The following is a 24,916-nucleotide window of genomic DNA, read 5'->3' on the forward strand; positions in this document are numbered from 1 at the left end:
ACATGCGAGCCTTGGTCGCTAGTTCTTGTCGCTCTCGGTCTCCAGCAGGGAAAAGACGTCATCCATGCTTCCCGTGTAGACCAGGCCCTGCATGCCTGCGCGGCGGGCGCCCTCGACGTTGACGGCGACGTCGTCCACAAAGAGGCACTCGGCGGGGTCGAGGCCGTAGGTGGTCGCGAGATGCTGGTATATGCGTTCGTCGGGCTTCATGAGGTGCACGAGGGCCGAGATAATCATGCCGTCAAAGCACTCGTAGGCCGGCAGGCTCTTCTTGTAGTCGTCGAACTGCACGCCTGCGTTGGATAGCAGGTAGATGCCATAGCCACGTGCCTTGAGCTCGCGGATGGCTTCTTCGGTGCCGTCAAAGAATTCCCTGCTCTCGTACCAGCGAAGAGCTGTCTGCATAGCTGCCTCGCCAAGATGTTCTGGCAGACGCTGTGCTGCGGTCCAGCCTACCGTCTGCACGTCTATGACGCCCGCGTCTTGCAGGGGCCACTCGCGGCCGTCGAACACCGCCGCTGCCACGAGCCGCGCATCGTCTTCGTCCTGCACGAATGGGCGCGCGAAGCCCACGGGATCGTACTTCATGAGGACGCCGCCCATGTCAAACACCACGTTGCGAATCTTGGCCATGCTCATCGCCTCCTTGCTCATAGTATATGCTTCTCGGTTCAGCGGGCTGCATTGACACTTACGAGCTGGTTGCGTTTGCCAAGGCAGAGGGCGTGTAACTCAACGACGAGCAAGCTTGATGCCATTGCGGGTGACAGAGGGTGACAGAGGGACGGTTCTTCCGTCACCTTTCTGCTGTCCTTCTGGCGCTCCATGCCGGGTCGTTGGTGACCTATTTCTAGGCCGCTGGGTGACAGCAGAACCGTCCCTCTGTCACCCGGGCTCATAACCCGAGGGTCGTTGGTTCGACTACGGCGGTACGCTGAAAGCGCACCGCCGGCTGCGGCGAGGGTCAAGGCTGCCCGAAGGGCCGAGCGGATTGTTGCGCAGCAAGAATCCGCGTAGCCTTGACGCGAGCGAATCCGACCTCCCGCGACCAAATGTTTGCAGGCTAGCTAATCGGCTAGCTTTTTGTTTCGGCCTTGGGGTTTCAGAATGATTCCCGTTTTCGGTAAGCATTCCCGCATTTTGTATCATGGCATTGATGATGCCAACGCGTCGGACGGCATGCCGATTGCATCCTCAAGGGCATCAAGGCCTTCGGTCGAGGCGCGCCTCAGCTTGATGATGTCACCGTGGTTGTTCTAGCCATAAGCGAATAGGGGTGATGGGGTCGATGAACGTGTATGACTTTGATGGGACGATCTTCCGCGGCGACTGCGCGATAGGATTCGCCTTCTGGTGCATGAATCGTCATCCGAAGCTGTGGTTTACCTATTTCCCCCGCGCTATCGGCAGCTTCGTTCAGCATAAGAGGGGGAAGGTGCCGAACTATCACATGCAATCTGCGATGTTCAGCTTTCTCACGAAGATTGACGACTTCGATGAACAGATAGAACGCTATTGGGATAAGAACGAGAAGAAGATATCTGATTGGTATCTGGCTCAGAAGAGACCAGACGACCTTATCATTAGCGCTTCGCCATCATGCATCATCGGCCCCATCGCTAAGCGTCTCGGCGTGAACTACAGGGCATCGGAGTATGACCGCGAATACGGTGTGTTCGTGGATAACCTCATGTACGCAAGGGAAAAGTCCCTGTTCATGATTGACAACGATCTGCCCGAGATTGAGAACTTCTACTCCGATTCTCTCGCGGATACGCCTATGGCGTTGTGTGCGGAGAAGGCTTACTTTGTAACTAATAACGCGAGCACCGTGATTGACTGGCCGGAACTTGACGAAGCTACGACGGAGAAGGTTATGCGGAAGATCGACACCGGCTGGGACATCCACATCAGGTAGGGTGCTGCCATGTACGTGATCGTCTATGACTTTGGAACCAGCAATCTGAAGACCTGCCTCTTCGACATTGATTCGGAGATGCGAATGGCCGCAAGCTCCACTGCTTCTTACAAAACCTACATCCTCGAAAACGGGGGTGCGGAGCAGGATGTAGATGAGTGGTGGCAGGCTGTTTGCTCGACCACGAAAAAGCTGTTCGAGAAGACGGATGTAACGCCTGATCAAGTTTCGGGAATGGCATTCTGCGCGCAGATGATGAGCGTGGTGCTGGTTGACAAACGGGGTGAAGCGCTTAGGAGGCCCATGAATTTCATGGACCAGAGGGCCGTGCGCGAATTCGAGGAGTGCATGGGTAAGGGGCTCGTGAAAATTTCAGGTGGCAACTTACGCAAGATAGCTCGCAACTTGAAGGTCAACCATGGCGTGGCGCTGAGCGTGAAGGATCCCGTGTGGAAATACAAGTGGGTTGAACGCAACGAACCAGAGGTATTTGAGCAGGTCTATGCATGGTTGGATGCGAGTGATTACCTAAGGATGCGCTGCACGGGCAAGATTGCGAGGACTCCAGATACTGCTTTCGCCACCTTCCTCTACGATACTCGCGAAGGCAAGGAAGGCTGGAATGAGGGTCTCGTTCGAATGTATGGGGTTAGGCCCGAGCATCTTCCTTCCCTTGTCGAGTGCACCGATCTTGTTGGGGGTCTAACCGAGGAGGCGGCGCGTGACCTTGGCCTCAAGGCGGGCACCCCGGTGTTCGGTGGTGGGGGAGACACCTCCTTCTCTAGTATTGGCGCGGGCGCGACGGCGCTTGGAGACACGCATATCTACGTTGGGACGTGTGGATGGGTTTCGACGTTCCTCGACCATCAGAAGGCGGATGTCGTCAACATAATGACGGGCGTGCTGTCGGCTCAGCGCGGTTATTTCAACTACTATGCCGAGCTTGCGACGGCTGGCAAATGCTTCGATTGGGTGAAGAATCATCTTGCGTTGGATGAGATAGGCGTCTTCCTGGAAGAGGCTACGGTGGCGGATGACGTGGAGAGCAAATACACGAGCCTCTACGACTATCTTTCTGCGGAAGTTAGCAAGGTGCCTCCCGGAGCGAATGGCGTCATCTTTACGCCGTGGCTGCAAGGTTGTCGGTGCCCGTTCGAGGATTCGGCAGCGGCGGGCATGTTCTTCAACATTCGCCTCGAGAACGGCAAGCGGGACATGATACGTGCTGTTCTCGAAGGAATCTGCTACCACTTGCGCTGGATGCTTGAATGTATGTCGCGTAAAGTAAAGACGTCGAATCCAGTGCGGTTCGTCGGCGGTGGGGCGCTTTCGCCTGTCACGTGTCAGATGCTTGCTGATATTACGGGACGCACGGTCGAGACTATCGATGGTGCACAGCAAGTTGGGGCTGCGGGCGCCGCTCTTGTTGTCGCGGCGGGGATAGAGGGGATTGATGTGTTGCAACTGGCGAAGCGGTTTGCTAAGCCGAACCATTCTTATGTCCCAAATCCCGAAAACAAGGCCGTATACGATCGTAACTACAAGGTGTTCAAGAAGCTCTACAAGTCGAATGCTGCTCACTTTAGAGCGTTGAATAGGCCGTAAACCATTGGGGTGGCGGGTTTGCCCCGCCCTCGTTCGACGCGCAGAAAGAAGACGTTTAGATGCGCGATTGCGCCCATGATTGTCATTCGGCCTTCGTGGCTCTAAGCTGATGGCAGTGCAAGGTTGCCTGCCGTTAAGGAATAGGGGGAGAAAATGGTTCTGACGACGGAAAAGAAGGAATCAGACCTAATCGTGCACATAAGCGGGGAGGTCAATACGCAGACTGCGCCCGAGCTAGATGCGCTTCTCGAGAAGGAATTGCCTGGCGTGCGGGCGTTGACTTTGGATTTCGCTGAATGCGACTGCGTGACGTCTGCCGGTCTGCGCGTGCTTCTCAAGACCTTCAAGCGAATGAAGGCATCGAATGGCTCCATGAATTTTGAAAACGTTTGCAAGGGCATCATGGACGTCTTCCGAATTACTGGCTTGGACAAAGTGTTTGGCCTGCGGTAAGCATGGATTGCTCTTGGGGCTTAAAGAACCATGGCCGAAGAACAGGTGCTGAAAATACCTGCTGAACTAGACCGCGTTGATGAGGTCCTGGACTTCGTCGGTTCCCTTGTCGACGCCCATGGCGTTACGCCCGACGCTCGCATGCAGTTGCGGACTGCCGTGGAAGAGATGTATGTGAACATCGCTCATTATGCGTACCCTCTAGGTGACGGATGGGCGGAAATACGCGGTAGCGTGGGCGATGGCATGGTGACGTTAAGGCTCATTGATTCCGGAACGCCCTTCGACCCCCTGGCAAAGCCGGATCCCGACATAACCCTTTCGGGGGAGGATCGCGAAATCGGCGGTTTAGGCATACTGATGGCGAAAAGCATGGTGGATGAAATTGAATACGTATATCGCGACGGGTGCAACCAGCTGACGCTGCGCAAACGCTTTTCGTAGAGGTGACAGGGGGACGGTCCTTTTGTCACCTTGTTTGTTCGACTTAGGGGTGACAGGGTTGCGTTCCCATTGCGTCTCCGCTGGTACAATGAGGATAACAAAAGCGCTCGAGTCAGGAGCCGTATGAAACAGCCCAGCCCCACCAGAGGTGACAGGGGGACGGTTCTTTTGTCACCTTGTTTGTCTTTCGTTGCTTCTCATTGGGTGCGGGTGACAGAAGGTACGTCCCCCTGTCACCCGTCTGGTATGGCGGAGTTGGTCGTGAACTTATCATTGGGAACAACAGCGACCGACGAGCGCTGTTCGATAAACTCGTCAAATTGAGCGACAACGGCCTGGTCGTTTATGCCTGCATCTTCGCTGCGCAGCAAGCGGTCCATTCCCAGAAGCGCTTCGTCGTGGTCGTGGGTGGTACGCCCTTCTTGGTGATGGCGAACGTCCCGAATTCGCTCTCGTGTTCGACGTTTACCTGACGCAAAACCCGGTTTGGGTTGCGGGGCGCAACGAGGGTTTCGGGGAAGCAGAAGTAGAGCGCATTATGCTCGTTGGCGGTGCGGATGAGCATTTCGGTGTCCGATGTGGTCAGCAGAATGTGTGGTTCAACATTGTGTTCACGGCATACCTGCATGAAGTAGCGGTGCAGGTGATTGTGCCGTCCGAAGGTGATAAACGGCTGGCCATGTAGGTCTTCGATCCGGAGCGTTTCCTTTTGGGCCAGTTTGTTCGACTTTGGAATGTACACGATGAGGCCTGTCTTCTGGAGCATGCGGTAGTCGAAGCCGTCTAGATACGGTGGGGTCGAGCCAATGATGGCGATGTCGGCATCGCCATTGCGCACCAGGTCGAGTGCATTGTCGGTGGTGGCTGCTTCTACGGAAAGCGTGACGTTGCGATGCGCTTTGCGGAATGTTTCGATAAAGCGCTCGGGGAGCACGAGCGAAGCGCCGTGACCCATCGCCACGCTGAGCGTCTGCCGCGTTTCGCGCGTTTTGACATGGGCGTGCATGTGTTCCGCAAGCTTATCGTATGCCGCTATGACTTGCTCGGCATCTTCGTAGAAATCGCGTCCCTCATCGGTGAGCACGATGTGCCCGTCCCCTGCTTTCAGAAGCGGGTATCCCGTTTCCTTTTCCATGTTGCGAAGTGCCTTGCTGAGCGCCTGTCGCGAGACAAACAGATCGTTTGCGGCCAGCGTATACGAACCGCGTTTCGCAACAGCGAGAAAGTACTGCAGTTGCCGGATTTCCATAGCCCTCTCCTTATGGTTGATCCGCCAGCCATGATACCGCTGCGAAGTCTCTTATACCACTTTTGGCTTCCGCTGCGCGAGCTATTCCGTTGCAAGAAAGCAACTCTTTACTGCGCGCGCCGTCGTTTTCCGAACGTACACTCGAAGTGCCTGTTGAGGGACGGGCAAGAGGGATGGGGTGCGGAGCGCCCCCAGGGATGAGAGAGGAAAACCCATGGGAGATCAGAAAGACTTTTCGCGTCGTTCGTTCTTGAAGCTCGGCGCATTGGGAACGATTGGCACGGCTGGCGCCGCTGCGGGTCTTGCGGGATGCGGTTCCGCAAAGGGCTCATCGAAAGGCACTGCGCAAGCTGCCGGCTCCACGGTTGCGAGTGATGAAGCGGTTATCTCGCTTGCCAATAAGATGCCGAAGTGGTCGTTCATGGTGCCGCCCGAGCCCATTTCCGATGACAAGATCACCGATGTCATTGAGGACGACATCATCGTGGTTGGCTCCGGCATGTCTGGATTGACCTGCGCAACGAGCGCTGCGGAAAAGGGAGCTCATGTAATGCTGTTTTCTGCTTCCAGCCAGCCCATCTCGCGCGGCGGTTCGAATTATGCCCGCAATTCCAGGGTGATGGAGGCCCATGGCATCGAGCCGTTCGACCCCGTTAATTTCTACTACCACGAGATGCGCGCCGCTTCCTATACGATCGACCAGCGTAAATGGATGCGCGGATACGAAAAGTCCGAAGAGGCCATGAATTGGATGATCGACATTGCCAATGAAAGTGGCTTGCAGGTCATCTTGGAGCGCGACAATTCGTTCGACGGCGGCCCGTATTACGCGCACGCGTTTTCCACGGAAGGTGACTCGCAAATGGTGTCCACGGGCCAGCAGGGCGCGGTGGAAGCGCTCGAGAAGAAAGCGCTGAGTCTGGGCGTGCAGATCATCTACGATACGAAAGCCGAGCAGCTCATTCGCGAGGATAACAACACCGGCCGCGTGACCGGCGTAATTGCGAGCAAGATGAGCGACGGCAGCTACGTGAAGTTTGTAGCCAAGAAGGCCGTCGTATTGGCTACGGGCGACTTCTCCAACAACAAGGAGATGCTCGCCGCGTACTGTCCGCAGGTTCTGCCCCTGGTTGGCTTCGAGCAGGGTAAGATCGATTACAACACCAGCTTCAACCTTACCGGCATCTATGGCGGCGACGGCCAGAAGATGGGTCTGTGGATCGGCGCGGCGTGGCAGCATGTGTACCCGAACGCTCCCGTTATGCAGGGTGCATGGGGTGGCGGCCATGAGCCGTGCAGCTTCCATATGGGTCTGAACGTGAATGCGAACACCGAACGCTACCAGCGTGAGGATATTTCCTCGCCGTACAGCTCCAACCACCTTCTCCAACAGCCCAATCATGTTGCCTATGGCATTTGGACTGCGAATTACCCCCAGGCCATTATCGACAAGGGCCACAAGTGGTACACCTTCGGCATGGACTTCGACCTGCCTGCGCTTACCGCCGAGCAGATGATTGCCATGTGGGACAAGGGCGCGCAGGACGGATCGTACGTGAAGGCTGACACGCTCGACGACTTGGCCAAGCAACTCGACCTCGACGCCACTAAGCTGAAGGCAGTCGTGAAGCGCTACAACGAGTTGTGCGACAAGGGCGTTGACGAGGACTTCCACAAGAACCCCGACTTCCTGGTGAAGATCGACGAGGCTGGCCCGTTCTACGCTGCCACCAACGCGCCCATCTTCATGAGCGTTATGGGTGGTTTGCGCACGAGCCCCAAGATGGAAGTGTGCGATGAGAACGACACTCCCATTCCTGGTCTGTTCAACGTGGGCTGCATGGTGGGTGACATGTATGCGAACAATTACAACTTCGCCATTCCCGGCAATAGCTATGGCATCAATTGCCTGACGTTCGGCTATCTGCTGGGCCGCGACTTGGCTGCCGGCGAATTTGACTAGGTGCACTTAATGCGAACGGGGCGCGCTTACGCCCCGTATCTCTCCTATGGACCGGACGGCATTCCCTCCTAGCCGCCCGGTCCGCGTTTTGTGCGGGTGACAGGGGGACGGTTCTTCTGTCACCCAACGGCTTAGAAATTGGTCGCCAACGACCCAGCTTGGAGCGACACAAGGCGACAGAAGGACAGCAGAAAGGTGACAGAAGAACCGTCCCCCTGTCACCTTTGGTAATAGTTCTTGTGCATCTTCGTTTCCGCTGCTATGCTTCCGCAAAAAGGGAAGACGGGGGATCCGATGCCGCGGACACCTAGAGTCAAATCCATCTCGGGCGTATACCACGTGGTCATGCGTGGAATTGGTCGCCAACTCATTTTCGAGGACGACAGTGACCGGAGGGCACTGCTCGATAAGCTCGCTAAGTTGGGCGAAAGTGGCCTGGTCGTTTATGCCTGGTGCCTCATGGCGAATCATTTTCACCTTCTGGTGCGGGAAGGCAATGAGCCAATCGGCGTATCGATGAAGCGTCTGGGCGTGAGCTACGCCATGCATTTCAATCTTAAAACAGGGCACGTGGGGCATGTCTTCCAGGGTCGGTTTGCGAGTGAGCCGGTGGAGGATGACGAGTATCTTCTAACCGTCGTGCGCTATATCCATAACAACCCCGAGAAGGCTGGGGTATGTGCTCATGACGCATATCCTTGGAGCAGCTACCAAGAGTACTTTGGTTTACCTGGCGTGTGCGATACGTCGCTCGTGCTGGATATGGTTGGCGGGCCAAAGCGGTTCGCCGACTTCAGCAGCGTGGAAGACGGCACGCCATGCCTCGACGTTGGGATGGCGCGCAGGCGGCTCTCTGATGCGGAGGCGCTCGCCGTGGCGAAAGGGCTATTCGGTCCCAATTTGCAGGATGCGTTTGGCGTGACGGATAGAATCTTGCGAGATGAGCGGCTTCGGCGTTTGCGCGAAGCGGGCGTGTCCATCCGTCAAGCTGAGCGATTGACGGGAATTGGACGGAAGCCAATCAGCACTGCGTATGCGCTGGAACGTCGGCGCGCAGGGTGACAGAGAGGGTGACAGAGGGACGGTCCTGTTGTCACCCCATGCCAGGCCGTTATCGGCAAGCGCCACTGGATGAGGGGTTGACGGAAGAGACGTCCTTTGTCAGCATCCGCGGCAGACGAGAGTGGGGTGACAGAAGAACCGTCCCTCTGTCATGCGGTTATGCTGTGGGTGAGGGATCGTATCGTTCCACGAGTTCGATAAGCTCTTGTTTGCGGTGCACGGAAAGCTTGGTGTAGATGCGCTTCATGTGGGTGCGTACGGTGTTTTCGGAAACGGTGAGAAGCTCGGCGATACGAGCCACCGTGTTGCCGCGCACCACCAAATCGACCACTTCGGCCTCACGATCGCTTAAGCGGAATTCGGTTTGCAGCAGATAGACCTGTTTGGCAACACGGTCGTGGTGAAAACGTTCGCCTTCGGCCACGCGTTCCACCGATTTGGGTCGTGGGGGAACGGCGCTTGGGTGAGCGCTTACCAGTTCGATGGAATCGCCTTGCAGCAGGCGTGGAGCCGTGCCGCGGAAGTTCACGGTGACCGCGAAGAACAGAATGCCTAGCAGGTAGACGGATGCAAGAGAGACGAGCGTGTTTTGCGTGACGAGTTGATTGGTTATCTGGTGACCGATGCTGCCCATGATAAATCCCATATCATGCATGCCGTATACGATGCCGCCGAACATTCCGTAGGCGAACATGGGCTCTACGCCGCGAGCGCGCGAGGTCTGTGCGCATTGTAGCATCATGAGCAATAGGCCGATGCTGTATAGCGCGTACACGGCTGCCGCCAGCCAGCGCACGTATCCCAGGCGCGTGGCGGGTAGCACTAGGAACGCCGTGGCGACTACGGGGTAGGTGAATTGGTAGAGCTTTACGATATTCAGGCGCAGGCCCTTCAGCTGCCATAGGGCCAATACGGCTAGACCGGCCACGAATAGACCAGCCATTGAGAGGATGTTCACGAGTGATCCTATGGTGGGCGACTCTATGGCTGTGGCACGGATTAGTCCCGTGCATAGCGCGAAGCCTCCCAGGCATAGGGCGCTGCGCCACATGCTTGCGAACGCGCGGCGGTACACGCGTTGGTTCTGTCGTGGGCCGTCCTGGAACATGGGCTGATTCGGATCGATCGTGCGATTCGCCAGCGTAAGGGCCATGCTGAACAGCGGTAGGAAAACAGTAGGGATGAGCAGTGCCGTAATCGCCCGTGGGATAAGGTAGAGCGCGAAGTAGATAGCCGCGGCGTACATGCCGCCGGTGAGCATGTTGCGTTCGCCCACTTCTTCGGCAGTGGCAGCGAAGTAGCGCTGCCACTGCAGGTAGAACGCGCCGCTTCCCAGGCCCAGCAGGGCACCGCCAGCTACGGTGAGCTCCACCGTGTGGTCGTGCACGTAGATGGCTGCGATAAGTCCGCACCATCCCAGGAAGTAAGGGAGCGCTGCTTTTAGCACCGGAGCCTTCTCCAGAAAACCGTTCCCGGTGAAGGAAAGGCGCGCACCCGCGAAGAACGTGACGAAGAGCGTGCCCGCCTGCGCCAGATAGAACCACAGCAGCAAGTCGTAGGTTTGGAAGTCAAGCGGCAGGAACGGGAATACGCCACCCCATACGCCCGCTGCGTTCACCGCCAGGAAAAGCGCGTATCCCATTGCGGGTAGCGTGGGGCGAACGAGCCCCACAATGACATCGCGCATAGTCCTCCCTCCTGTGCAGCCGACGTTCTGTAGCCTATCCTGCACGTTGCGAAAAATCAACGCAGCCGAGTGGGTGAATGTCACATACGGGGCGCTGAGCAGCAGATTCACATACTATATGTGACAGAGGCACATGTTCATCGCATTATTCTTCGAGCGTCTTTTGGAATCGAAGACGTAGAAGGAGGACCGATGACAGAGACATGCATGAGCCGTCGCTCGTTCGTGAAATCCACGAGCGCGCTTGCGGCGCTTGCCGCGGCGGGGGGAAGCGTTCTCGCCAACCAGAATCCGTTTGGCGTGACCGAAGCACGCGCGGCGGAAAACGACCAGGACACCGTTTGCTGGTCGGCATGCTCCACGAACTGCGAAGGCCGCTGCGCCCTTCGCCTGCACGTGAAAGACAATGAAGTCTACTGGGTGGAAACCGATAACACGGGCAACGACGAATTCGGCAATCATCAGATTCGCGCATGTCAGCGCGGCCGTTCCATTCGTCGTTGGTTGAATAGTCCCGACCGTCTGCAGTATCCCATGAAGCGCGTGGGAGAACGCGGCAGCGGTCAGTTCGAGCGCATCAGCTGGGACGAGGCCATCGACACCATCGCAAGCGAATACAAGCGCATCTTGAGCGAGTATGGCCCCGAGTCTATCTTCATTCCCTATGGCACGGGCGTGCAGGCGTGCAATATTGCCGATTTCATTCCGCGCCTGTGCGTGCTGAACGGCGGCTACCTGAATCGCTACGGCACGTATAGCTCCGCGCAGATTGCCAAGGCGCTGCCGTACCTGTACGGCAAGCGCGCCGCGAATTCCAATTCCGACATCGTGAACGCAGAGCTCGTGGTGCTCTTTGGGGAAAACGCCGCCGAAAACCGCATGTCGGGTGGCGGCGCAGGCTATCACCTCATGGAGGCGCTGGAGCGAGGCCATGCGAAGGTGATCGTCATCGACCCACGTTACAGCGATTCCGCCGCCACGCGCGCTGATGAGTGGATTCCCATCCGCCCCGGCACCGACGCCGCTCTGGTGGATGCCCTGGCCTACGTGCTTATCACCGAGGATCTGGTGGACGAGGAATTCCTGGCAACGTATTGCATCGGCTACGACGAAAGCACTATGCCCGAAAGCGCGAAGGGCAAGAACGCCTCGTACAAGGATTACATCTTGGGCAACGGTGCCGACAAAACGGCGAAGACTCCTGCTTGGGCCAGCCAAATCACGCGCATTCCGCAGGAAACCATCGAGCGCCTGGCACGCGAAATCGGCACGGCCAAGCCCTGCGCCATCTACCAGGGTAAGGGTCCTCAGCGTCGTAGCAACGGCGAGCAGACCGCTCGCGCTATCTGCATGCTGCCTATTCTTACGGGCAATGTGGGTATCAACGGCGGGAACACGGGCAGCGACCACGATGGCTACTACCTGGCCTGGGCCAGCGTTCCCATGGAAGACAACCCGGTGGAAACGTCCATCAGCACGTTCAATTGGCTGAACGCCATCGACCATCCCACTGAGCTCACTGCCTTGGCCGACGGCGTGAAGGGCAAGGACAGGCTGGATGTGCCTATCAAGTTCATGTGGAACTACGCTGGCAATTGCCTTACCAACCAGCATGGCGAAATCGACCGGGCGCACGAGATTCTGAAGGACGACACCAAGTGCGAGTTCATCGTGGTGTGGGAAACCTTCATGACCGACAGCGCCAAGTACGCCGACATCCTGCTGCCCGACGCTATGCCGCAGGAACAGCCCACGTACAACTCCAACGACTACGCTGGCAACATGGGCTATGTCATTCTGGGCGAAGCCGCCACCGAGCCGAAGTTCGAGCGACGTACGCTGTATTCCGTGCTCACCGACATCGCTGAGAAGATGGGTTGTAAGGAAGCCTTCACCGAAGGCCACGACGAAATGGAATGGCTTGAGATCATCTACAACTCGATGATCGAGGACGGCAGTCCGCTGCCTCCGTTTGCCGAGGCGTGGAAGAGCCATATCGTGAAGAAGGCCGATCCCGATGGCCATTCCGTGGCCTTCAAGGACTTCCGCGAAGATCCCATCGCCAATCCTCTGAAGACCCCTTCGGGTAAGATTGAGATCTATTCCGAAGAGCTTGCCGAAATTGCCGGTACGTGGGAGCTCGACGAGGCCGATATCATCGACCCGCTTCCCGTGTACGCCCCCGAAAACGGCGGTTATCTGAATGCTAGCGAAGCCACGCCGCTACAGATGACCGGCTATCACTTCAAGGGTCGTACGCATTCGTGCTATGCACCTATCGACGTGCTGCAGCAGGCAAACCGTCAGCAGGTGTGGATCAACCCCGCCGATGCGGAGTCTCGCGGCATTCAGACGGGCGACCGTGTGAAGATCACCAACGCGCAGGGTACGACCCATATGGAAGCACGCGTTACTCCGCGCGTGATGCCCGGCGTGGTGGCCGCTGGTCAAGGCGCCTGGTATAAGGGCGGGGCCGACGGCACCGACGAAGGCGGGTGCATTAATACGCTCGTGAGCGGACATCCTAGCCCGCTTGCAAAGGCAAATCCGTCGCACACCATCCTCGTTGAAATCGCGAAGGCGTAGGGAGGTAGCCATGACGCAATACGCATTCTTTTTCGACGGCAAGCGTTGCACGGGCTGCAAGACCTGTGAACTTGCCTGCAAAGACTATAACGACCTGCCTGCTGATTACGCGTACCGCCGCATCTGCGAGTACGGTGGCGGCAGCTGGAGTACCGACGAGAACGGCTTTGCCATTCCCGACGTGTTCACCTACTACGTTTCCGTGGCGTGCAATCACTGCGACGACCCGGCATGTACCAAGGTGTGTCCGACGGGAGCTATGCACAAGGACGGCGATACTGGGCTCGTTTCCGTGGATACCGATAAATGCATCGGTTGCGGATACTGCCATATGGCTTGCCCTTACAATGCGCCGAAGGTGGACCGCTCGAAGGGTCACAGCGTGAAGTGCGATGGCTGTGCCAGTCGCGTAAGTGCCGGCCAGCAGCCTATCTGCGTGGAGGCATGCCCCATGCGCGCTCTGCAGTTCGGTCCCGTAGACGAAATGGAAGCCCTAGGCGAGCGCGGCAACATAGCGCCGCTTCCGAAGGTGGAGCACACGCAGCCTAACCTGTTCATCAAGCCCAGCAAGCATGCCTGCCCGGCTGAATCGGGCTTGGGCTCTATCGTCAACGAACTTGAGGTGATCTAACGTGGAATCGCTGTTTTCCGAACTTCCCCTTACGCTGTTCACCACATTGGCTCCGCTGGGCGCTGGCGCCTTCGCCGCGCTGGCGATTTCCTTTCGCGTGGCAGAGTTTTCCGATGAGGAGCTGGCGCATATCGATAAGATGACGCTTGTTCCCCTGGGCGTGGTACTGGTGGCGTTCCTGTGCGCGACCGCGCATTTGGCTAATCCATTGCATGCGCCATTCGCTATCTTGGGGCTGGGTGCTTCTCCGCTCACCAATGAGGTGGCTGTGGGCGTCGTGTTTTTCCTTGCGGCTATCGTGTACGTGGCTCTTGCCCTTGCCGGCAAGCTTGCGCGGGGTGCTCGCACGGCGTTCACGACTGTGCTTGCCCTGCTCGCCGTGGCTTTTGCCGCGTTCATGGGCCTGGCCTACATGATTCCCACCATCCCTTCGTGGAATCTGATCGTTTCGCCCGTTGCTATGGTGGGGTATCTTCTGTCCGGCGGTGCGGCTCTGGGCGTGGTCGTGCTGGGCGCTGCGCATGCCCTGAACGTCGATCGCATGCAGGAGCTGCGTATGCCTCTGTCGGTTATGGCTCTGGCGGGTGCCGTGTTGGCCATCGTGGGTCTGGGCGTGCAGTTGGGCATTGCTGGCGGGCTTTCGAATTCCCTTGTGCAGGGTGCCAGCCTGGTTTCAGCGGCGCTTCCCTACGCCGTATGCGGTCTGGCGTGCGTGGCGCTGGGTGCCGTAGTCGCGGCTTTAGTGGCGCTTCGTAAGGCGGGCATGGGAGCTGCTGTCGCAGCGTGCTCGCTGAGCCTCGTGGGCATTTTTGCCGCTCGCGTGGCCTTCTACGCCGTGCAGCTTTCCGTGGGCTTCACGCTATAACCGTTTCCCGTGAAAGCAGGGTGCTCGGGCTGTGGGCCTGAGCACCCTGCTTCTTCGTTTTGCGATGCGCTACCATAGTGCGCGTGAATTTCTTGAAAGGATGTGCCATGACCGAAGAGACTCGCTTGCTTGCCCCCGAGCAGCTTGAGGGTATCGTGTTCGTGGGAAGCTCGCTGGGTACGCTTTTTTGCGAAGACCCGGCCCTGGGGAATGCCGACGCCCTCTTTGACGCGCTGGTGCGGCTCGACCCCGAAGCCGCTGCCAGCCAGTGGCCTTTCGCCGGTGCGTTGGCGGGCGAACCTCTGCAGGCGCTGTGCGAGGCGCTTGCCGCCTGGCCTGCCGGAGACGTGCGCCGGGCGCTTTCCGATGATTTTCGCAATCTGTTCGTAGGCCCCGCCCGTAAGGCCGCGCCGCCGTGGGGGTCGGTCTACACTGACCGTGAGTGCGTGATTTTCGGGCGCACGTGCCTAGATTTGCGCGATTGGATGGGCGAACACGGTATCGATAGCGAGGCCCGCCACAACAAGGAGCCTGAGGACCATATTGGACTCATGTTGCAGCTTGCCGCATGGATTGCCCAGAACAAGCCCGAGCTTACGGCCGAGTATCTGGAGCTGCACCTGCTTACCTGGTCGGGGCATTTCTTGGACGTCATGGAAGAGGCGGCGAAGCATCCCGCCTATCGTGCGCTTGCGCGTCTTACGGCTGTTACGTTGGATGCAATGCAGAGCGAACTGGGCTTGCATCCTGTCATCCCGCGCTTTTACCGGTAGCCAAGATGTTCCAGAGCGGTGCAGACATAGCTTTCTCGAACGCCTCGGGAGAAGTGAGCCTTGTGTTTTTCACGGCACTGGCCCCTGCTTCCGCCATCGCGTTCGTCATCATGGTTTTGGCATTGGCCTTTGGCGGGCTGGAGTATCAGCGTGCGTATCGCCTGGGAAAGACGCTTGGCGTTCCCCTTGTGCTGTGCATGGTGGGGCTTGTGGCTTCCGCCACGCATCTGGGGAATCCCTCGAATGCTCTTTACGTGGTGTCGCGCGTGGGGGCGAGCCCCCTTTCGAACGAGGTGGCCTCAGCGGCCGTGTTCCTGGTTGCGGCAGCGCTTTCCTGGATGATCACGTTCGCCGAACGCAAGCACCCTGTCTTGCGCAAGGCGCTTGCCTTGGTAACGGCGGCAGCGGGTGTCTTGTTCATGAGCGCGTGCGGTTTCGCCTACAACGTGAGCACCATAGAAACGTGGAATACGCCCACTACGCCCGCGAGCATCATCCTGGGCGGCTTCGTTGTTGGACCGTTGCTGGCTCTTGGTTGCTTTCTGCATGCGGAATTTTGCCGTAAGGAAAATGTGCTCTGCCGCGTACTCGTGGGTGTTTCTTTCTCCTGCGCGGTGGGGCTTATGGCTGTGTATGCATTCGTATGGGGCAATCTTCCCTATGTAGGCAACGAGCTATATCAGGCTGCCGAGCTCGTTCCCCGATATGGCGCTATGCTTGCCGTAACGGGTGCACTGTTGACTGCCGCTTTCGCTATTGTCGGGGCCCAGGTTTTCACGCATTGCGGCGTCGGGGCGTCCGCGCGCACGCTTTCATGGCGCGTGTTTGGCGCCTGCGCGCTGGCGTTCGGCGGTCTGTTCGTCATGCGTTTCGCTTTCTACCTCTCGCATCTCACGGTGGGCATGTCGCTCTAGGGTGGGTCGGGTGACAGAGGGACGGTTCTTCTGTCACCCAACGGCTCAAGGTTGGCCACTGGTGGTCCAGTGCGGGGTGGCGCAGGTGACAGCAGAACCGTCCCCCTGTCACCCGTATCTCTCCTATGGACCGGACGGCATTCCCTCCTAGCCGTCCGGTCCGCGTTTTGTGCGGGTTTGCAAGTCGAATTCGCGAGTGGGCCATTCTGATGGTAAAGGGTTGCGTTCCCATTGCGTCTCCGCTGGTACAATGGGGATAACAAAAGCGCTCGAGTCAGGAGCCTTATGAAACAGCCCAGCCCCACCATGGATGCCTCTCGTTTCGTTGTTCTTGCCGATTTCGTACCGGGTATCATCCAGGAAATCCGCTATCACTCGACGTACAATTTCGTGGGCGATCGCATCGATGGCTACGAAGAGCCTTGTGCGCTGCTGACGCGCGACGCCGCCCGCGCGTTGAAGGGTGTGGTGGCTGAAATGGCGGCGCGTGGTTTGCGTCTGAAGGTGTTCGACGCGTATCGTCCCGCCCGCGCGGTGAAGCATTTCGTGTTGTGGGGCATCGAAGACCTGGACTTGCGCATGAAGCCGTTTTTCTACCCCGACCTGGAAAAGACAGACCTGTTCAAGCTGGGGTATATTGCCAAGCAGTCGGCCCATAGCCGGGGCAGCACGGTCGATCTTACGTTGCTGGACATGGCAACGGGCAAGGAGCTCGACATGGGCAGTCCCTTCGACTTCTTTGGCGAAATATCCCACCCCAGCTATCATGGCATAACCGACGAGCAGTTCGACAATCGCATGGTCCTGCGCAACGCCATGGTGCGTAACGGATTCGCGCCCATCGATTGCGAATGGTGGCACTTCACGCTGGAAGACGAGCCGTATCCCGAAACGTACTTCGACTTCCCCGTTTCCGCACGCTATCTGGGGCGTTAATTTTCCAAGGAAATGCTTGTGGCAAGCGCACTATGGGGTGACAACAGAACCGTCCCTCTGTCACCCTCTCGAAACGTACTTCGACTTCCCCGTTTCCGCACGCTATCTGGGGCGTTAATTTTCCAAGGAAATGCTTGTGGCAAGCGCACTATGGGGTGACAACAGAACCGTCCCTCTGTCACCCTCTGTCATCTGCTAGGCGAAAAGGCTGGGCGCTCGCGGAGGGAGGGATAACGGGCGCCCCGGCAAGTTCGCGTTAGGATGGCATCTCCGGCGTGGGAGGTGCCGGGTTTTCGCTGCTCGCGCGTTTGGCGGGCAGGAACGGCAGCGTGATGGCGCTCGCAGGGCAAGCGTCGGCGCAGCTGCGGCATTTGACGCATTCGGTCATCGGTCGTTCGCCCATATCGGAGAAGGGGTCGATGTGCTCCGGGCAGGCAGAAGCGCAGGCCTTGCATGCCTCGCCCTTCGTGTCGCGCAGGCACGCATCGTGGTCCACCGTGGGCCTGAACGTGCGGTTCGTAGAGCCGATGAGCGAAAACAGTGCGCCCAGCGGGCAGAATCTGCCACACCATTTGCCCAGCACCACCACCTCCAAAATAATGATGGCGGGGAAGAGCAGCAGGCAGAACGTGACTTCGTTGTACTGCACCATGCGCCAGAACAGTACGAACGTTGCGACGCTCAGGCCCACGGGGCATACCAGGCAGAACACGGGGAAGCCGAAGATAGCCGTAGAGGCCAGGGCTCCCAGGAGCACGCCATGGCGCGAATCGAGGTTGAGCTTCTTACGCTGCGGAGCATCGTTGTTCTTCCAGCGTTCGTAGGAAAGCTTCGCCGCCGCATGGCGCTCGCTCGCTTCGTTTGCCGCGCCCTTCTTGGTGCGGAACAGTTTGCCCACGTAGGGGATGGGGCAGATCCAGCCGCAGAAGCCCTTGCCTGCGACCCATATCACGGCGAGCATGGCGATAAGCGCAATCGCCAGGCGCGGCACGAACGCCCACGAGCCGAAGATGGACTCGAGTGCGCCCAGCGGGCAGACGGTGGCGATATAATCCCAGCCAAACGACGAAATGGTTCCGGTGCCGCTGTGGATGGCCAGGCCCACGCCCATGGCCACGAACGCCAGAATGGCTACCGTGGCGCGTAAGCGCGCCGACTTTCCGCGTTGCTCAGCACGGGGCTTTTCCTTGGCTGTAGTTTCGTTGGCCATGTTGCTCACCCCTTCCATACTTCTACGTTCACGCCGCGGCGGTTTGATCCGTCGTAGGCGGTGTACTTAGCCGAGGGGCATTCGTATTCGCAGGCCCCGCAGCCGTTGCATAGGTCGGCGATTATTTCCAGGCCGCCATCGGGCGTGTCTTTGATGGCATCGTAGGCGCAGGCGTCCCGGCATTCCTTCGAGCACGAGCGGGAACCCGAGCGGAAGAGCAGGCACTCGTCGTAGTCGAATACCGCAATGCCCATCTTGTCGGCGTGCGGATCGAATCCTGGAACAAGCGCTCCGGTGGGGCATGACTTTACGCAGCGGAAGCCATCTTCGCCGTCGCAAAAATCGCACCAGCCCAGGCTGTATTTCATGATGGGTAGGCGGACGCTCAGTAGGCCGTTTTCCAGATGCCCCAAGCTGATGGCGTTCTGCGGGCAAGCGGAACGGCAGCGGTCGCAGCGGATGCACGAGCCTACAAGCTGGCTCGTTTGCCCGCCGGGCGGAAATACGAACTCGTTTTCCCCGGCGAACGCCTTCACCCCGCCACCCACGGCAATCATAGCCGCGGCGCCGGCCGCGCCCACCATGAAGGCGCGCCTGCTCAGGCCCGGGCTACGGTCGTCGGGTTCTGCGTTAGGAGTGGCGTCCTCACTGCTCATCGCGGGGCTCCTGGCCCTCGTGCAGACTCTCGAAGTCGCTCGGAGCGGCGCTTTCCACCACATCGATCATTTCGAACAGCGACTGCTCGTCGAGCTCTATGAACCCCTGGGTGATTTTTAGCACGCCGCGGTAGAAGCGGGTGTGAAGCAGGAGCAGTGCCTGGTCGCGGAACATGCCGAACCATGAGGCAATCTGAGCGTCCAGGAAATCGCCCGAGGCGTTCAGGTAATGCAGCGCCAGTTCCAGACGGCCATCCAGCAACGCATCGCGCGTGCGGCGGCTTTCCAGCGCCATGAATTCGAACAGGAACGATAGATGGTCATCGGGCCAGTCCAGCCCGGCGCGCTTCGTGACCGATTCCGCGCGCATGGCGTGGACGACGTCGCGATAGCCTTCCTGCATGAGCAGCCCCGTGGCGCTCGTGAATACCGACTTGTAGGGCACGGCGGTCTTGCCCTTGTACGTGGAGGTGCCAGCGAAAGCGCCCGTAAAGTCGACGGCAAGTTCCTGGCGCGTTCCCGTGTTGCGTTTACGCAGGTAGCGGGCGATGTCATTGGCGCCCTCGGCGAAGAGCTCGTTCAGCTCAGCCCAACCGGAAAGGTCCGCTTGGGCAAGGTTGTCGATCTGCTCCTGCTTGAGTGGCGCGAAGTAGAGACTCGCCAGCAGTTCGTAGAATTCGGCGCGCGTGTCAAGCGCCGCAATCATGGCCAGCTCGTCTTGCCTGACCTGCTCGCGCTCGCGTGTTGCGTCCATTTCCTCTTCGAGGATCATCGACGGTTCCTCCTTCTCGAAGGGGTGGGGCAGGCAGCCCGCCCCACCCCAGGTTGCTAAATGCCCAGCACGCTACGCGTGGCTGCGGTTGCGAACAGGTCGAAGAACCCGCTTCCGGCAAGCCACATCACCGCGCGGAGGCAGACACCGCATGCGATGGCGCATGCGAGCCCGCCGTACACCATGTTGGCGTTCGTGCCGCGTTTCCACGCGAACAGGCAGGTGAGCGCACCGATAACGATGGTTCCGCCCCAGAACAGCACGGGGTCGAGGGCGAATTGCACCATGAATCCGTATATCAGGCACAGCACCGGCGCCGCTACGGCGCACACGATAGCCTCCGTGTCGAACTTCTTCAGCTCCTCACCGTCCACGCCGGAAAGAGAGGCGATAGCCAGGAACGTGAACGCGCCCATGGGCAGGTCGGTGCCCAGATAGGCCAGCGGGAGTGCGATGGTGTTCCATGCTGGCTGGGCTTGCATCACGTAGCCGTTGCCGGTAACGAAGCCCAGCAGCAGGCCGACCACGATGCCGCATACTCCCAGCGCTTTGGAAGCGCCGCCGAAGTTGCCGCCGCGGATGGCGATCAGGTAGATAAGCGCCACGATAACGGCCAGGCCGAGTGCGATGATTTCCATCGAAATGCCCGAGAACGAGAACAGGTTCTGCGCGGCTGCCATGATGTTCGAGGGCTGACCCAGGTGGGCAACGGAGCACAGGCCACCAACGATCATGAGGGCGATAGCCGCGATGGTAGCCTTGAAGCGCGCTTTTTCAGCGGCGCCCAGAAGCTCGGAAATGCCCACGAAGGCGAATGTGGCGCCCCCACAGCCCGCGATGAGGCTGAACAAGAGCAGAGGCCATTGGATTTCCATCTAGATCAGCTCCTTCCAGCTAGCCGTTTTCGAACTGAGAATGTATACCGAGCTGGGTCCGGAATCCTTCGGGTCAGGCAGGTGGTAGCAGTTGGCGGCACCCGCCGCCGCCACGGCCTTTGCCGCGTCGCTTGAGGGGTCGTCCAGGTCACCGTAGATGCGCGCGCCCGTGCAGCAGTTGTGCACGCATGCGGGCTCGAGGCCCTCGGCCGTGCGGTGGCTGCATAGGGTGCACTTTTCCACCACGCGCTCTGTTTCGTTATAGCTGCGTACACCATAGGGGCAGGCCATCATGCAGTAACGGCAGCCGATGCACTTCGACTTGTCGATGAGCACGATGCCTGTGTCGGGGTCGCGATAGCTAGCGCCGGTGGGGCAGACCTTCACGCACTGTGGGTTTTCGCACTGCTGGCACTGCACGGGCAGCCAGTACATTTCGATGTCGGGATGCGTTCCCGTGGGGCCAACAGCCACGACGCGGTTCCAGTAGTTGCCGAGGCCGATTCCGTTCTCGAACTTGCATGCTGCGATGCAGGAATCGCAGCCGCTGCAGCGGTCGAGGTCTAAGACAAGACAATTCCTCATTAGAATACATCCTCCGTCCTGGGCTCGTTGTGCAGGGTGGGCATGAACGGCTCGAACTCCTTGGGCTCGATCCAGATGATGTCGGGCTTGGTGCTCTTCTCGATCTTCACCGTGAAGCCGCGGTTGGTATACGAGCCGTACACTTCGTTGAAGGGGGCGGTGTTCTTCGTGAGCACGTTCACGTTGCATTCGCGCCAGCCGGCGGTGCGCTTGGCTTCGGGGACGGAATCGTCGAAGCATTCCGGATTCCAGAAGCGCTCCATCCAGACCACGCCGGGCGCTACGCCTTCGGTAAGGTAGGCGCGTCCGTGGATCTCACCGCGACGGCTGGTCACCTTCACCCAGTCCATGTGCTTAATGCCCAGCTTTTCGGCATCGCGCGTATTGATGCGCACGTCGGGTGCGGGGTACAGTTCGCGCGAGAACGGCGCATGACGCATGGTGCCGTGATGGAAGTAGGGAACGCGGCCCGAAGTGAGGATGAACGGATACTCGTCGCGGTCGCCGATCTGCTGCTGTGCATCGCTGTAGGGGCTTTCGCAGGGTTCGATGAACGTGCAGATGGGGCTGTAGTCATCGCAGGCTTCCTGCGGGTTGGGGTAGCAGAACGGGTAGCCGTTGCGGGCCATCTTCAGCACGATCTGCGTGTAGGTTTCCACCTTGCGCGATTCGGTGCCAAACCCGGCGGGCAGGCCGTCGGTTGCCGTCATTTCATGCTGGTAGTACTGGAAGTATTGGTCTTTCGGCGTAACGCAGGGGACGTACTTGTCGATGTCTGCCTGCAGGGCATCCCAACTGGGGGCCATCAGCGTTTCGGCTGTGCTCTCCTTCACTTCCTGTTCTGTGGCGCTGCCCAAATACGCGGTCGCCATGCCGCCGCCCAGTTCCAGGCCATTGGGAATGTGTCCGCCGTACATCTCGCGTACGCGGTTCACTACCTGGCCAGCGGGAATGGAATGGCTCACCGTCTCGCCGATGTGGGTGCATTCGTTCTGCAGCCACTGGGTGTTCAGCTGGGTCATGTTCACCATGGGCTCTTCTAGCCATTCGCGCAGCGGGAACACCAGGTCGGCGGCTTCCACGTGGAACGACGTGAGCATCGGGTACTGGCCGATGATGAAGTCCACTTCGGGGAAGACCTCGTACCAACTCTTCGCGTTGCCCAGCATGGCCAGCTTGTTACCCGACATGTCGAACCACACGCGCGGCTTGTACGGCTCGCCGGTGGCGATGGCCTGGCGCACCGTGGGGATGTGGCTGTGGCACCAAGCGTACAGGCCCTTGTGATCTTTCATGCCCAGGCGGTCCTGCAGCAGTTTGTTCAGGATGCGCTGCGAGTCGGGCATTGCGGCACCCAGCTTTTCGATGCGTTCCTTGTTTTCGGCTTCTGACATGCCGATGACTGCGCCAACGCCGTACATGTCGGAGAACATGCCGCCGAATCCGTTGTTGTAGGTAACGGGGCGCTCGATGACCTTTTCGCCCGTAGGCGTGGAAGTGAAGTAGCCGCCGCCCTTCTGGGTCATGGAAACGCCGGGCTTGTTGATGTAGCCCATGATGGAATCCAGGCCCATAAGGCCGATGGGAACTTGCGAAGCCGATTCGGTCATGTCGGCTGCCACGCCGTTGCAGATGCCGGCCACGCCGTCGCCGCCCTTGCAGGGAGCGCGGTTGCCGTCATCGGCGTGCGTGTACAGGCGGATGGCCTGCTCGTTCTTGTCGGCGGGAACCCAGCAGACTTCCTCGCAGTGTTCCAGCGTCCAGGGTTCGGCCTCTTCCTTGTAGATTTGGCCTGCGGTCTTGTACGTCTTACCGTTGTACGTGCCCGTCCAGAAGATTTCGGGGTCTACGGTGGAGTCTTCGGGCTTGCTGTAGGCGAAGGGCTGCACGCTGTTCGTCTTCAGGTCGTAGCACACATATGCCGGCGTGTTGTCGGGTGTGGGCGAAACGTAGTCGGGGAATAGCTCGCTCGCGATAACCGGCAGCTTCGTGTCGGGGTCGATGAGGAACGGCATGTTCGTCCAGTACTTCGTGAACTGCTCGTTGTAGAGCTTGTTCTCGAAGATGTAGCGGAACCACGAAAGGATGACGCCCGTATCGGTGGCGGGGCGTACCGGCAGCCATACATCGGCTTTCGCGGCATCGGGCGAGAAGTTCGGGTCGACTACGATGGTCTTTACGCCCATGCTGCGAATTTCGGCCATGCCGCGGCCCGATTCGGCCGTCTCCGAAACTGAAGGCTGAGCGGCCCAGATAACCACGACCTCTGCCTTGTTGTCCTCTTCGGGGCGGAAGATCTCCTGCACCGCGTTGTCGGCGATGGACTGGTCGTCGCCGCCGTAGAACAGCTTCGACATGCTCCATCGGGGCAGGTAGCACTGTGCGCAGCCTGGCTCGAATACTGTAGGCGAGCCCATGGCCATGGGGAGCGTCATGGCTTCCATGAACGAATAGGATCCGCCACCTCCTACTGAAGAGAAGAAGGAGTAGTTGCCGTATTCGTCGATGGCTTCCTTGATCTTCGTGGCTGCTAGCTCGATGGCTTCGTCCCAGGAAATGACTTCCCACTTGTTTTCGCCGCGTTCGCCCGCTCGCTTCAGCGGATGCAGCACGCGGCGCGGGCTGTACATGGTATGCAGCTGGTTGAGGCCCTTGATGCACAATGAGCCGCGGCTCACCGGCGCTTCGGGGTCGCCTTCCAGACGCACGACCACGCCGTTTTCGATGTAGGCGATTGCCGGACACATCTGAATGCAGCCATGGCACGACGTGCGGACCTTCTTGGTTTCCGTCGTGGTGGCAGCTTCGGCGGTGTCCGCTTCGACGAGCGAGCCGCTCATCGAAATGCCCAGCGATGCCGCCGCGCCTGCGAGCATTGACATCTTCGTGAATGCTCGGCGCGACATGTTCGTTTTCAACGCCATATTCTCCTACCTTCCCTTTCTCTCACTTGCTTTCTCCTCCCCTGTCTGCGGGGTCCCTTGTCTACTGCACCTCTGCTAGAAACCTCCGTCCCTCGTCCGTTGTTTCCCATCCGGCCTGCCAGACGAGCGCGCCGACGCGGTTGAGCCGGTCGACGAGCACGCTGGGCTGGATTCGCTGCCTAGAACCGTCTTGGGTGATGAAGAGCACGTCGCGCCCTTCTAGCAGGTTTGATAGATCGTTATAGGTGCGTTTTTGGCTTGAGCAGTAGGCCAGCAGCTCGCGGTAGGTTGCCGCGCGCAGGGGCTCTTCTTCCAGCAGTTCGCGCATGCGGGAAAGGGGGTCGTGCAACGCCACGAAGCGCCTGCCCACCTCGGTGGTTTCGTAGGCTTCGTCGGCTACCAGGTCGTCCGCCTCGTCTTCGGAAAGACCCTCCAGGTCGGCCGGGGTCACCACGTTGCCTTCCTCATCCAGCAGAATGCGCTCGAGCCCGTAATGCTTTGCCAGCAGCGCCGTGAGGTGATAGGGCGACTGAACGGCCTGGGCGTATTGCGGCAGGCTCATGATGTATGTCTCGACCTCGCGCAGCATATGACGTGTTTGGCAGAATGCCAGCGCCTTGTAGCAGATTTCGCGGTGAAGCGACTGACGCGTTACGGCGAACTCAAGCTCGTCGAGCTTTTCCTCGTCGGTGAGTTCGCATAGCTCCGCCTGCACTCTCTCTTCCATGAGAAAGCTCCTCTCCTCCTTGCCGCGCGCCCTATGCGCCGCGGTATGCTCCCATCTCCTTGGGGCTAAGCATGGCCAGGA

General features: G+C 59.1%; 22 protein-coding genes. 12 read left to right on the plus strand and 10 right to left on the minus strand.

Translation table 11 applies throughout. The annotated features are described in order from the left end of the window. Positions 1-18: 18 nt before the first annotated feature. Positions 19-654 (minus strand): HAD family phosphatase, encoded by a 636-nt coding sequence (locus tag E7002_RS06670; RefSeq protein ID WP_303728082.1) that lies wholly within the window; start codon positions 652-654, stop codon positions 19-21. A 634-nt stretch (positions 655-1,288) separates the two neighbouring features. Between E7002_RS06670 and E7002_RS06675 the strand changes: the two genes are divergently transcribed. The 4 genes from E7002_RS06675 (at position 1,289) to E7002_RS06690 (ending at position 4,420) form a co-directional block, all read left to right on the plus strand. Then, the gene (locus E7002_RS06675) at positions 1,289-1,918 is read left to right on the plus strand and encodes a haloacid dehalogenase-like hydrolase (RefSeq protein ID WP_303728084.1); all 630 of its coding nucleotides are present in this window, start codon (positions 1,289-1,291) and stop codon (positions 1,916-1,918) included. Positions 1,919-1,927: 9 nt separating this feature from the next. After that, a complete protein-coding gene (locus tag E7002_RS06680) occupies positions 1,928-3,523 on the plus strand; it encodes an FGGY-family carbohydrate kinase (RefSeq protein ID WP_303728085.1) in 1,596 nt (531 codons plus the stop codon). A gap of 153 nt (positions 3,524-3,676) precedes the next feature. Further along, positions 3,677-3,976 carry an STAS domain-containing protein gene (locus E7002_RS06685; protein WP_303728086.1) on the plus strand — a complete coding sequence of 100 codons (300 nt, stop codon included), beginning with the start codon at positions 3,677-3,679 and terminating at the stop codon, positions 3,974-3,976. A 30-nt stretch (positions 3,977-4,006) separates the two neighbouring features. After that, on the plus strand, positions 4,007-4,420 hold the full coding sequence (locus E7002_RS06690; protein WP_303728087.1) for an ATP-binding protein: 414 nt from the start codon (positions 4,007-4,009) through the stop codon (positions 4,418-4,420). A gap of 343 nt (positions 4,421-4,763) precedes the next feature. Here E7002_RS06690 and E7002_RS06695 read toward each other — a convergent pair whose 3' ends face one another. Next, positions 4,764-5,669, minus strand: a complete 906-nt coding sequence (locus E7002_RS06695) for a LysR family transcriptional regulator (RefSeq protein ID WP_303728088.1) — start codon at positions 5,667-5,669, stop codon at positions 4,764-4,766. 214 nt (positions 5,670-5,883) lie between these two features. Between E7002_RS06695 and E7002_RS06700 the strand changes: the two genes are divergently transcribed. Continuing rightward, positions 5,884-7,632 carry an FAD-dependent oxidoreductase gene (locus E7002_RS06700; RefSeq protein WP_303728089.1) on the plus strand — a complete coding sequence of 583 codons (1,749 nt, stop codon included), beginning with the start codon at positions 5,884-5,886 and terminating at the stop codon, positions 7,630-7,632. A gap of 237 nt (positions 7,633-7,869) precedes the next feature. Further along, positions 7,870-8,694, plus strand: coding sequence for a transposase (locus E7002_RS06705; RefSeq protein WP_303728091.1), 825 nt, complete (start codon positions 7,870-7,872; stop codon positions 8,692-8,694). A gap of 157 nt (positions 8,695-8,851) precedes the next feature. Here E7002_RS06705 and E7002_RS06710 read toward each other — a convergent pair whose 3' ends face one another. After that, entirely contained in the window at positions 8,852-10,381 is a 1,530-nt protein-coding gene (locus E7002_RS06710; protein WP_303728093.1) for a helix-turn-helix transcriptional regulator, read from the minus strand. Between the two features lie 192 nt (positions 10,382-10,573). Here E7002_RS06710 and E7002_RS06715 point away from each other — a divergent pair, with 192 nt between their 5' ends. The 6 genes from E7002_RS06715 (at position 10,574) to E7002_RS06740 (ending at position 17,086) form a co-directional block, all read left to right on the plus strand. Further along, positions 10,574-12,967 (plus strand): DMSO/selenate family reductase complex A subunit, encoded by a 2,394-nt coding sequence (locus tag E7002_RS06715; RefSeq protein ID WP_303728094.1) that lies wholly within the window; start codon positions 10,574-10,576, stop codon positions 12,965-12,967. A gap of 10 nt (positions 12,968-12,977) precedes the next feature. Continuing rightward, complete coding sequence (locus tag E7002_RS06720; RefSeq protein WP_066664566.1) at positions 12,978-13,598, plus strand: DMSO/selenate family reductase complex B subunit; 621 nt, start codon at positions 12,978-12,980, stop codon at positions 13,596-13,598. Position 13,599: 1 nt separating this feature from the next. Next, on the plus strand, positions 13,600-14,463 hold the full coding sequence (locus E7002_RS06725) for a DmsC/YnfH family molybdoenzyme membrane anchor subunit (RefSeq protein ID WP_303728095.1): 864 nt from the start codon (positions 13,600-13,602) through the stop codon (positions 14,461-14,463). A 107-nt stretch (positions 14,464-14,570) separates the two neighbouring features. Beyond that, positions 14,571-15,236: a Tat proofreading chaperone DmsD gene (gene dmsD, locus E7002_RS06730; RefSeq protein WP_303728096.1), complete on the plus strand. Its 666-nt coding sequence runs from the start codon at positions 14,571-14,573 to the stop codon at positions 15,234-15,236. Between the two features lie 62 nt (positions 15,237-15,298). Then, positions 15,299-16,150: a DmsC/YnfH family molybdoenzyme membrane anchor subunit gene (locus tag E7002_RS06735; RefSeq protein ID WP_303728097.1), complete on the plus strand. Its 852-nt coding sequence runs from the start codon at positions 15,299-15,301 to the stop codon at positions 16,148-16,150. A 285-nt stretch (positions 16,151-16,435) separates the two neighbouring features. Beyond that, positions 16,436-17,086 carry a M15 family metallopeptidase gene (locus E7002_RS06740; protein ID WP_303728098.1) on the plus strand — a complete coding sequence of 217 codons (651 nt, stop codon included), beginning with the start codon at positions 16,436-16,438 and terminating at the stop codon, positions 17,084-17,086. Between the two features lie 256 nt (positions 17,087-17,342). Here the strand turns inward: E7002_RS06740 and E7002_RS06745 are convergent, their stop codons facing one another. The 7 genes from E7002_RS06745 to E7002_RS06775 form a co-directional block, all read right to left on the minus strand. After that, positions 17,343-18,296 (minus strand): 4Fe-4S binding protein, encoded by a 954-nt coding sequence (locus E7002_RS06745; RefSeq protein WP_303728099.1) that lies wholly within the window; start codon positions 18,294-18,296, stop codon positions 17,343-17,345. A 5-nt stretch (positions 18,297-18,301) separates the two neighbouring features. Continuing rightward, a complete protein-coding gene (locus E7002_RS06750; protein WP_303728100.1) occupies positions 18,302-18,952 on the minus strand; it encodes a 4Fe-4S binding protein in 651 nt (216 codons plus the stop codon). Then, positions 18,942-19,724, minus strand: a complete 783-nt coding sequence (locus E7002_RS06755) for a molecular chaperone (RefSeq protein WP_303728101.1) — start codon at positions 19,722-19,724, stop codon at positions 18,942-18,944. The genes E7002_RS06750 and E7002_RS06755 overlap by 11 nt, the downstream gene beginning before the upstream one ends. Before the next feature lie 56 nt (positions 19,725-19,780). Continuing rightward, positions 19,781-20,599, minus strand: a complete 819-nt coding sequence (locus E7002_RS06760) for a DmsC/YnfH family molybdoenzyme membrane anchor subunit (protein WP_303728102.1) — start codon at positions 20,597-20,599, stop codon at positions 19,781-19,783. After that, positions 20,600-21,184 (minus strand): 4Fe-4S dicluster domain-containing protein, encoded by a 585-nt coding sequence (locus E7002_RS06765; RefSeq protein ID WP_303728103.1) that lies wholly within the window; start codon positions 21,182-21,184, stop codon positions 20,600-20,602. After that, entirely contained in the window at positions 21,184-24,108 is a 2,925-nt protein-coding gene (locus E7002_RS06770) for a molybdopterin-dependent oxidoreductase (RefSeq protein ID WP_066664545.1), read from the minus strand. Before E7002_RS06770 ends, E7002_RS06765 begins: the two co-directional genes overlap by 1 nt. 61 nt (positions 24,109-24,169) lie before the next feature. Next, complete coding sequence (locus E7002_RS06775; RefSeq protein WP_303728104.1) at positions 24,170-24,835, minus strand: hypothetical protein; 666 nt, start codon at positions 24,833-24,835, stop codon at positions 24,170-24,172. Positions 24,836-24,916 lie beyond the last annotated feature (81 nt).

The sequence above is a fragment of the Denitrobacterium detoxificans genome (genome assembly GCF_015062615.1).
GTDB classification, from domain to species: domain Bacteria; phylum Actinomycetota; class Coriobacteriia; order Coriobacteriales; family Eggerthellaceae; genus Denitrobacterium; species Denitrobacterium detoxificans_A.

What these genes read in the sequence shown, in the direction of transcription:
- E7002_RS06670 (WP_303728082.1), bottom strand. Translation starts at nt 654, where the DNA reads ATGAGCAAGGAGGCGATGAGCATGGCCAAGATTCGCAACGTGGTGTTT.
- E7002_RS06675 (WP_303728084.1), top strand. Translation starts at nt 1,289, where the DNA reads ATGAACGTGTATGACTTTGATGGGACGATCTTCCGCGGCGACTGCGCG.
- E7002_RS06680 (WP_303728085.1), top strand. Translation starts at nt 1,928, where the DNA reads ATGTACGTGATCGTCTATGACTTTGGAACCAGCAATCTGAAGACCTGC.
- E7002_RS06685 (WP_303728086.1), top strand. Translation starts at nt 3,677, where the DNA reads ATGGTTCTGACGACGGAAAAGAAGGAATCAGACCTAATCGTGCACATA.
- E7002_RS06690 (WP_303728087.1), top strand. Translation starts at nt 4,007, where the DNA reads ATGGCCGAAGAACAGGTGCTGAAAATACCTGCTGAACTAGACCGCGTT.
- E7002_RS06695 (WP_303728088.1), bottom strand. Translation starts at nt 5,669, where the DNA reads ATGGAAATCCGGCAACTGCAGTACTTTCTCGCTGTTGCGAAACGCGGT.
- E7002_RS06700 (WP_303728089.1), top strand. Translation starts at nt 5,884, where the DNA reads ATGGGAGATCAGAAAGACTTTTCGCGTCGTTCGTTCTTGAAGCTCGGC.
- E7002_RS06710 (WP_303728093.1), bottom strand. Translation starts at nt 10,381, where the DNA reads ATGCGCGATGTCATTGTGGGGCTCGTTCGCCCCACGCTACCCGCAATG.
- E7002_RS06715 (WP_303728094.1), top strand. Translation starts at nt 10,574, where the DNA reads ATGACAGAGACATGCATGAGCCGTCGCTCGTTCGTGAAATCCACGAGC.
- E7002_RS06720 (WP_066664566.1), top strand. Translation starts at nt 12,978, where the DNA reads ATGACGCAATACGCATTCTTTTTCGACGGCAAGCGTTGCACGGGCTGC.
- dmsD (WP_303728096.1), top strand. Translation starts at nt 14,571, where the DNA reads ATGACCGAAGAGACTCGCTTGCTTGCCCCCGAGCAGCTTGAGGGTATC.
- E7002_RS06740 (WP_303728098.1), top strand. Translation starts at nt 16,436, where the DNA reads ATGAAACAGCCCAGCCCCACCATGGATGCCTCTCGTTTCGTTGTTCTT.
- E7002_RS06745 (WP_303728099.1), bottom strand. Translation starts at nt 18,296, where the DNA reads ATGGCCAACGAAACTACAGCCAAGGAAAAGCCCCGTGCTGAGCAACGC.
- E7002_RS06750 (WP_303728100.1), bottom strand. Translation starts at nt 18,952, where the DNA reads ATGAGCAGTGAGGACGCCACTCCTAACGCAGAACCCGACGACCGTAGC.
- E7002_RS06755 (WP_303728101.1), bottom strand. Translation starts at nt 19,724, where the DNA reads ATGATCCTCGAAGAGGAAATGGACGCAACACGCGAGCGCGAGCAGGTC.
- E7002_RS06760 (WP_303728102.1), bottom strand. Translation starts at nt 20,599, where the DNA reads ATGGAAATCCAATGGCCTCTGCTCTTGTTCAGCCTCATCGCGGGCTGT.
- E7002_RS06765 (WP_303728103.1), bottom strand. Translation starts at nt 21,184, where the DNA reads ATGAGGAATTGTCTTGTCTTAGACCTCGACCGCTGCAGCGGCTGCGAT.
- E7002_RS06770 (WP_066664545.1), bottom strand. Translation starts at nt 24,108, where the DNA reads ATGGCGTTGAAAACGAACATGTCGCGCCGAGCATTCACGAAGATGTCA.
- E7002_RS06775 (WP_303728104.1), bottom strand. Translation starts at nt 24,835, where the DNA reads ATGGAAGAGAGAGTGCAGGCGGAGCTATGCGAACTCACCGACGAGGAA.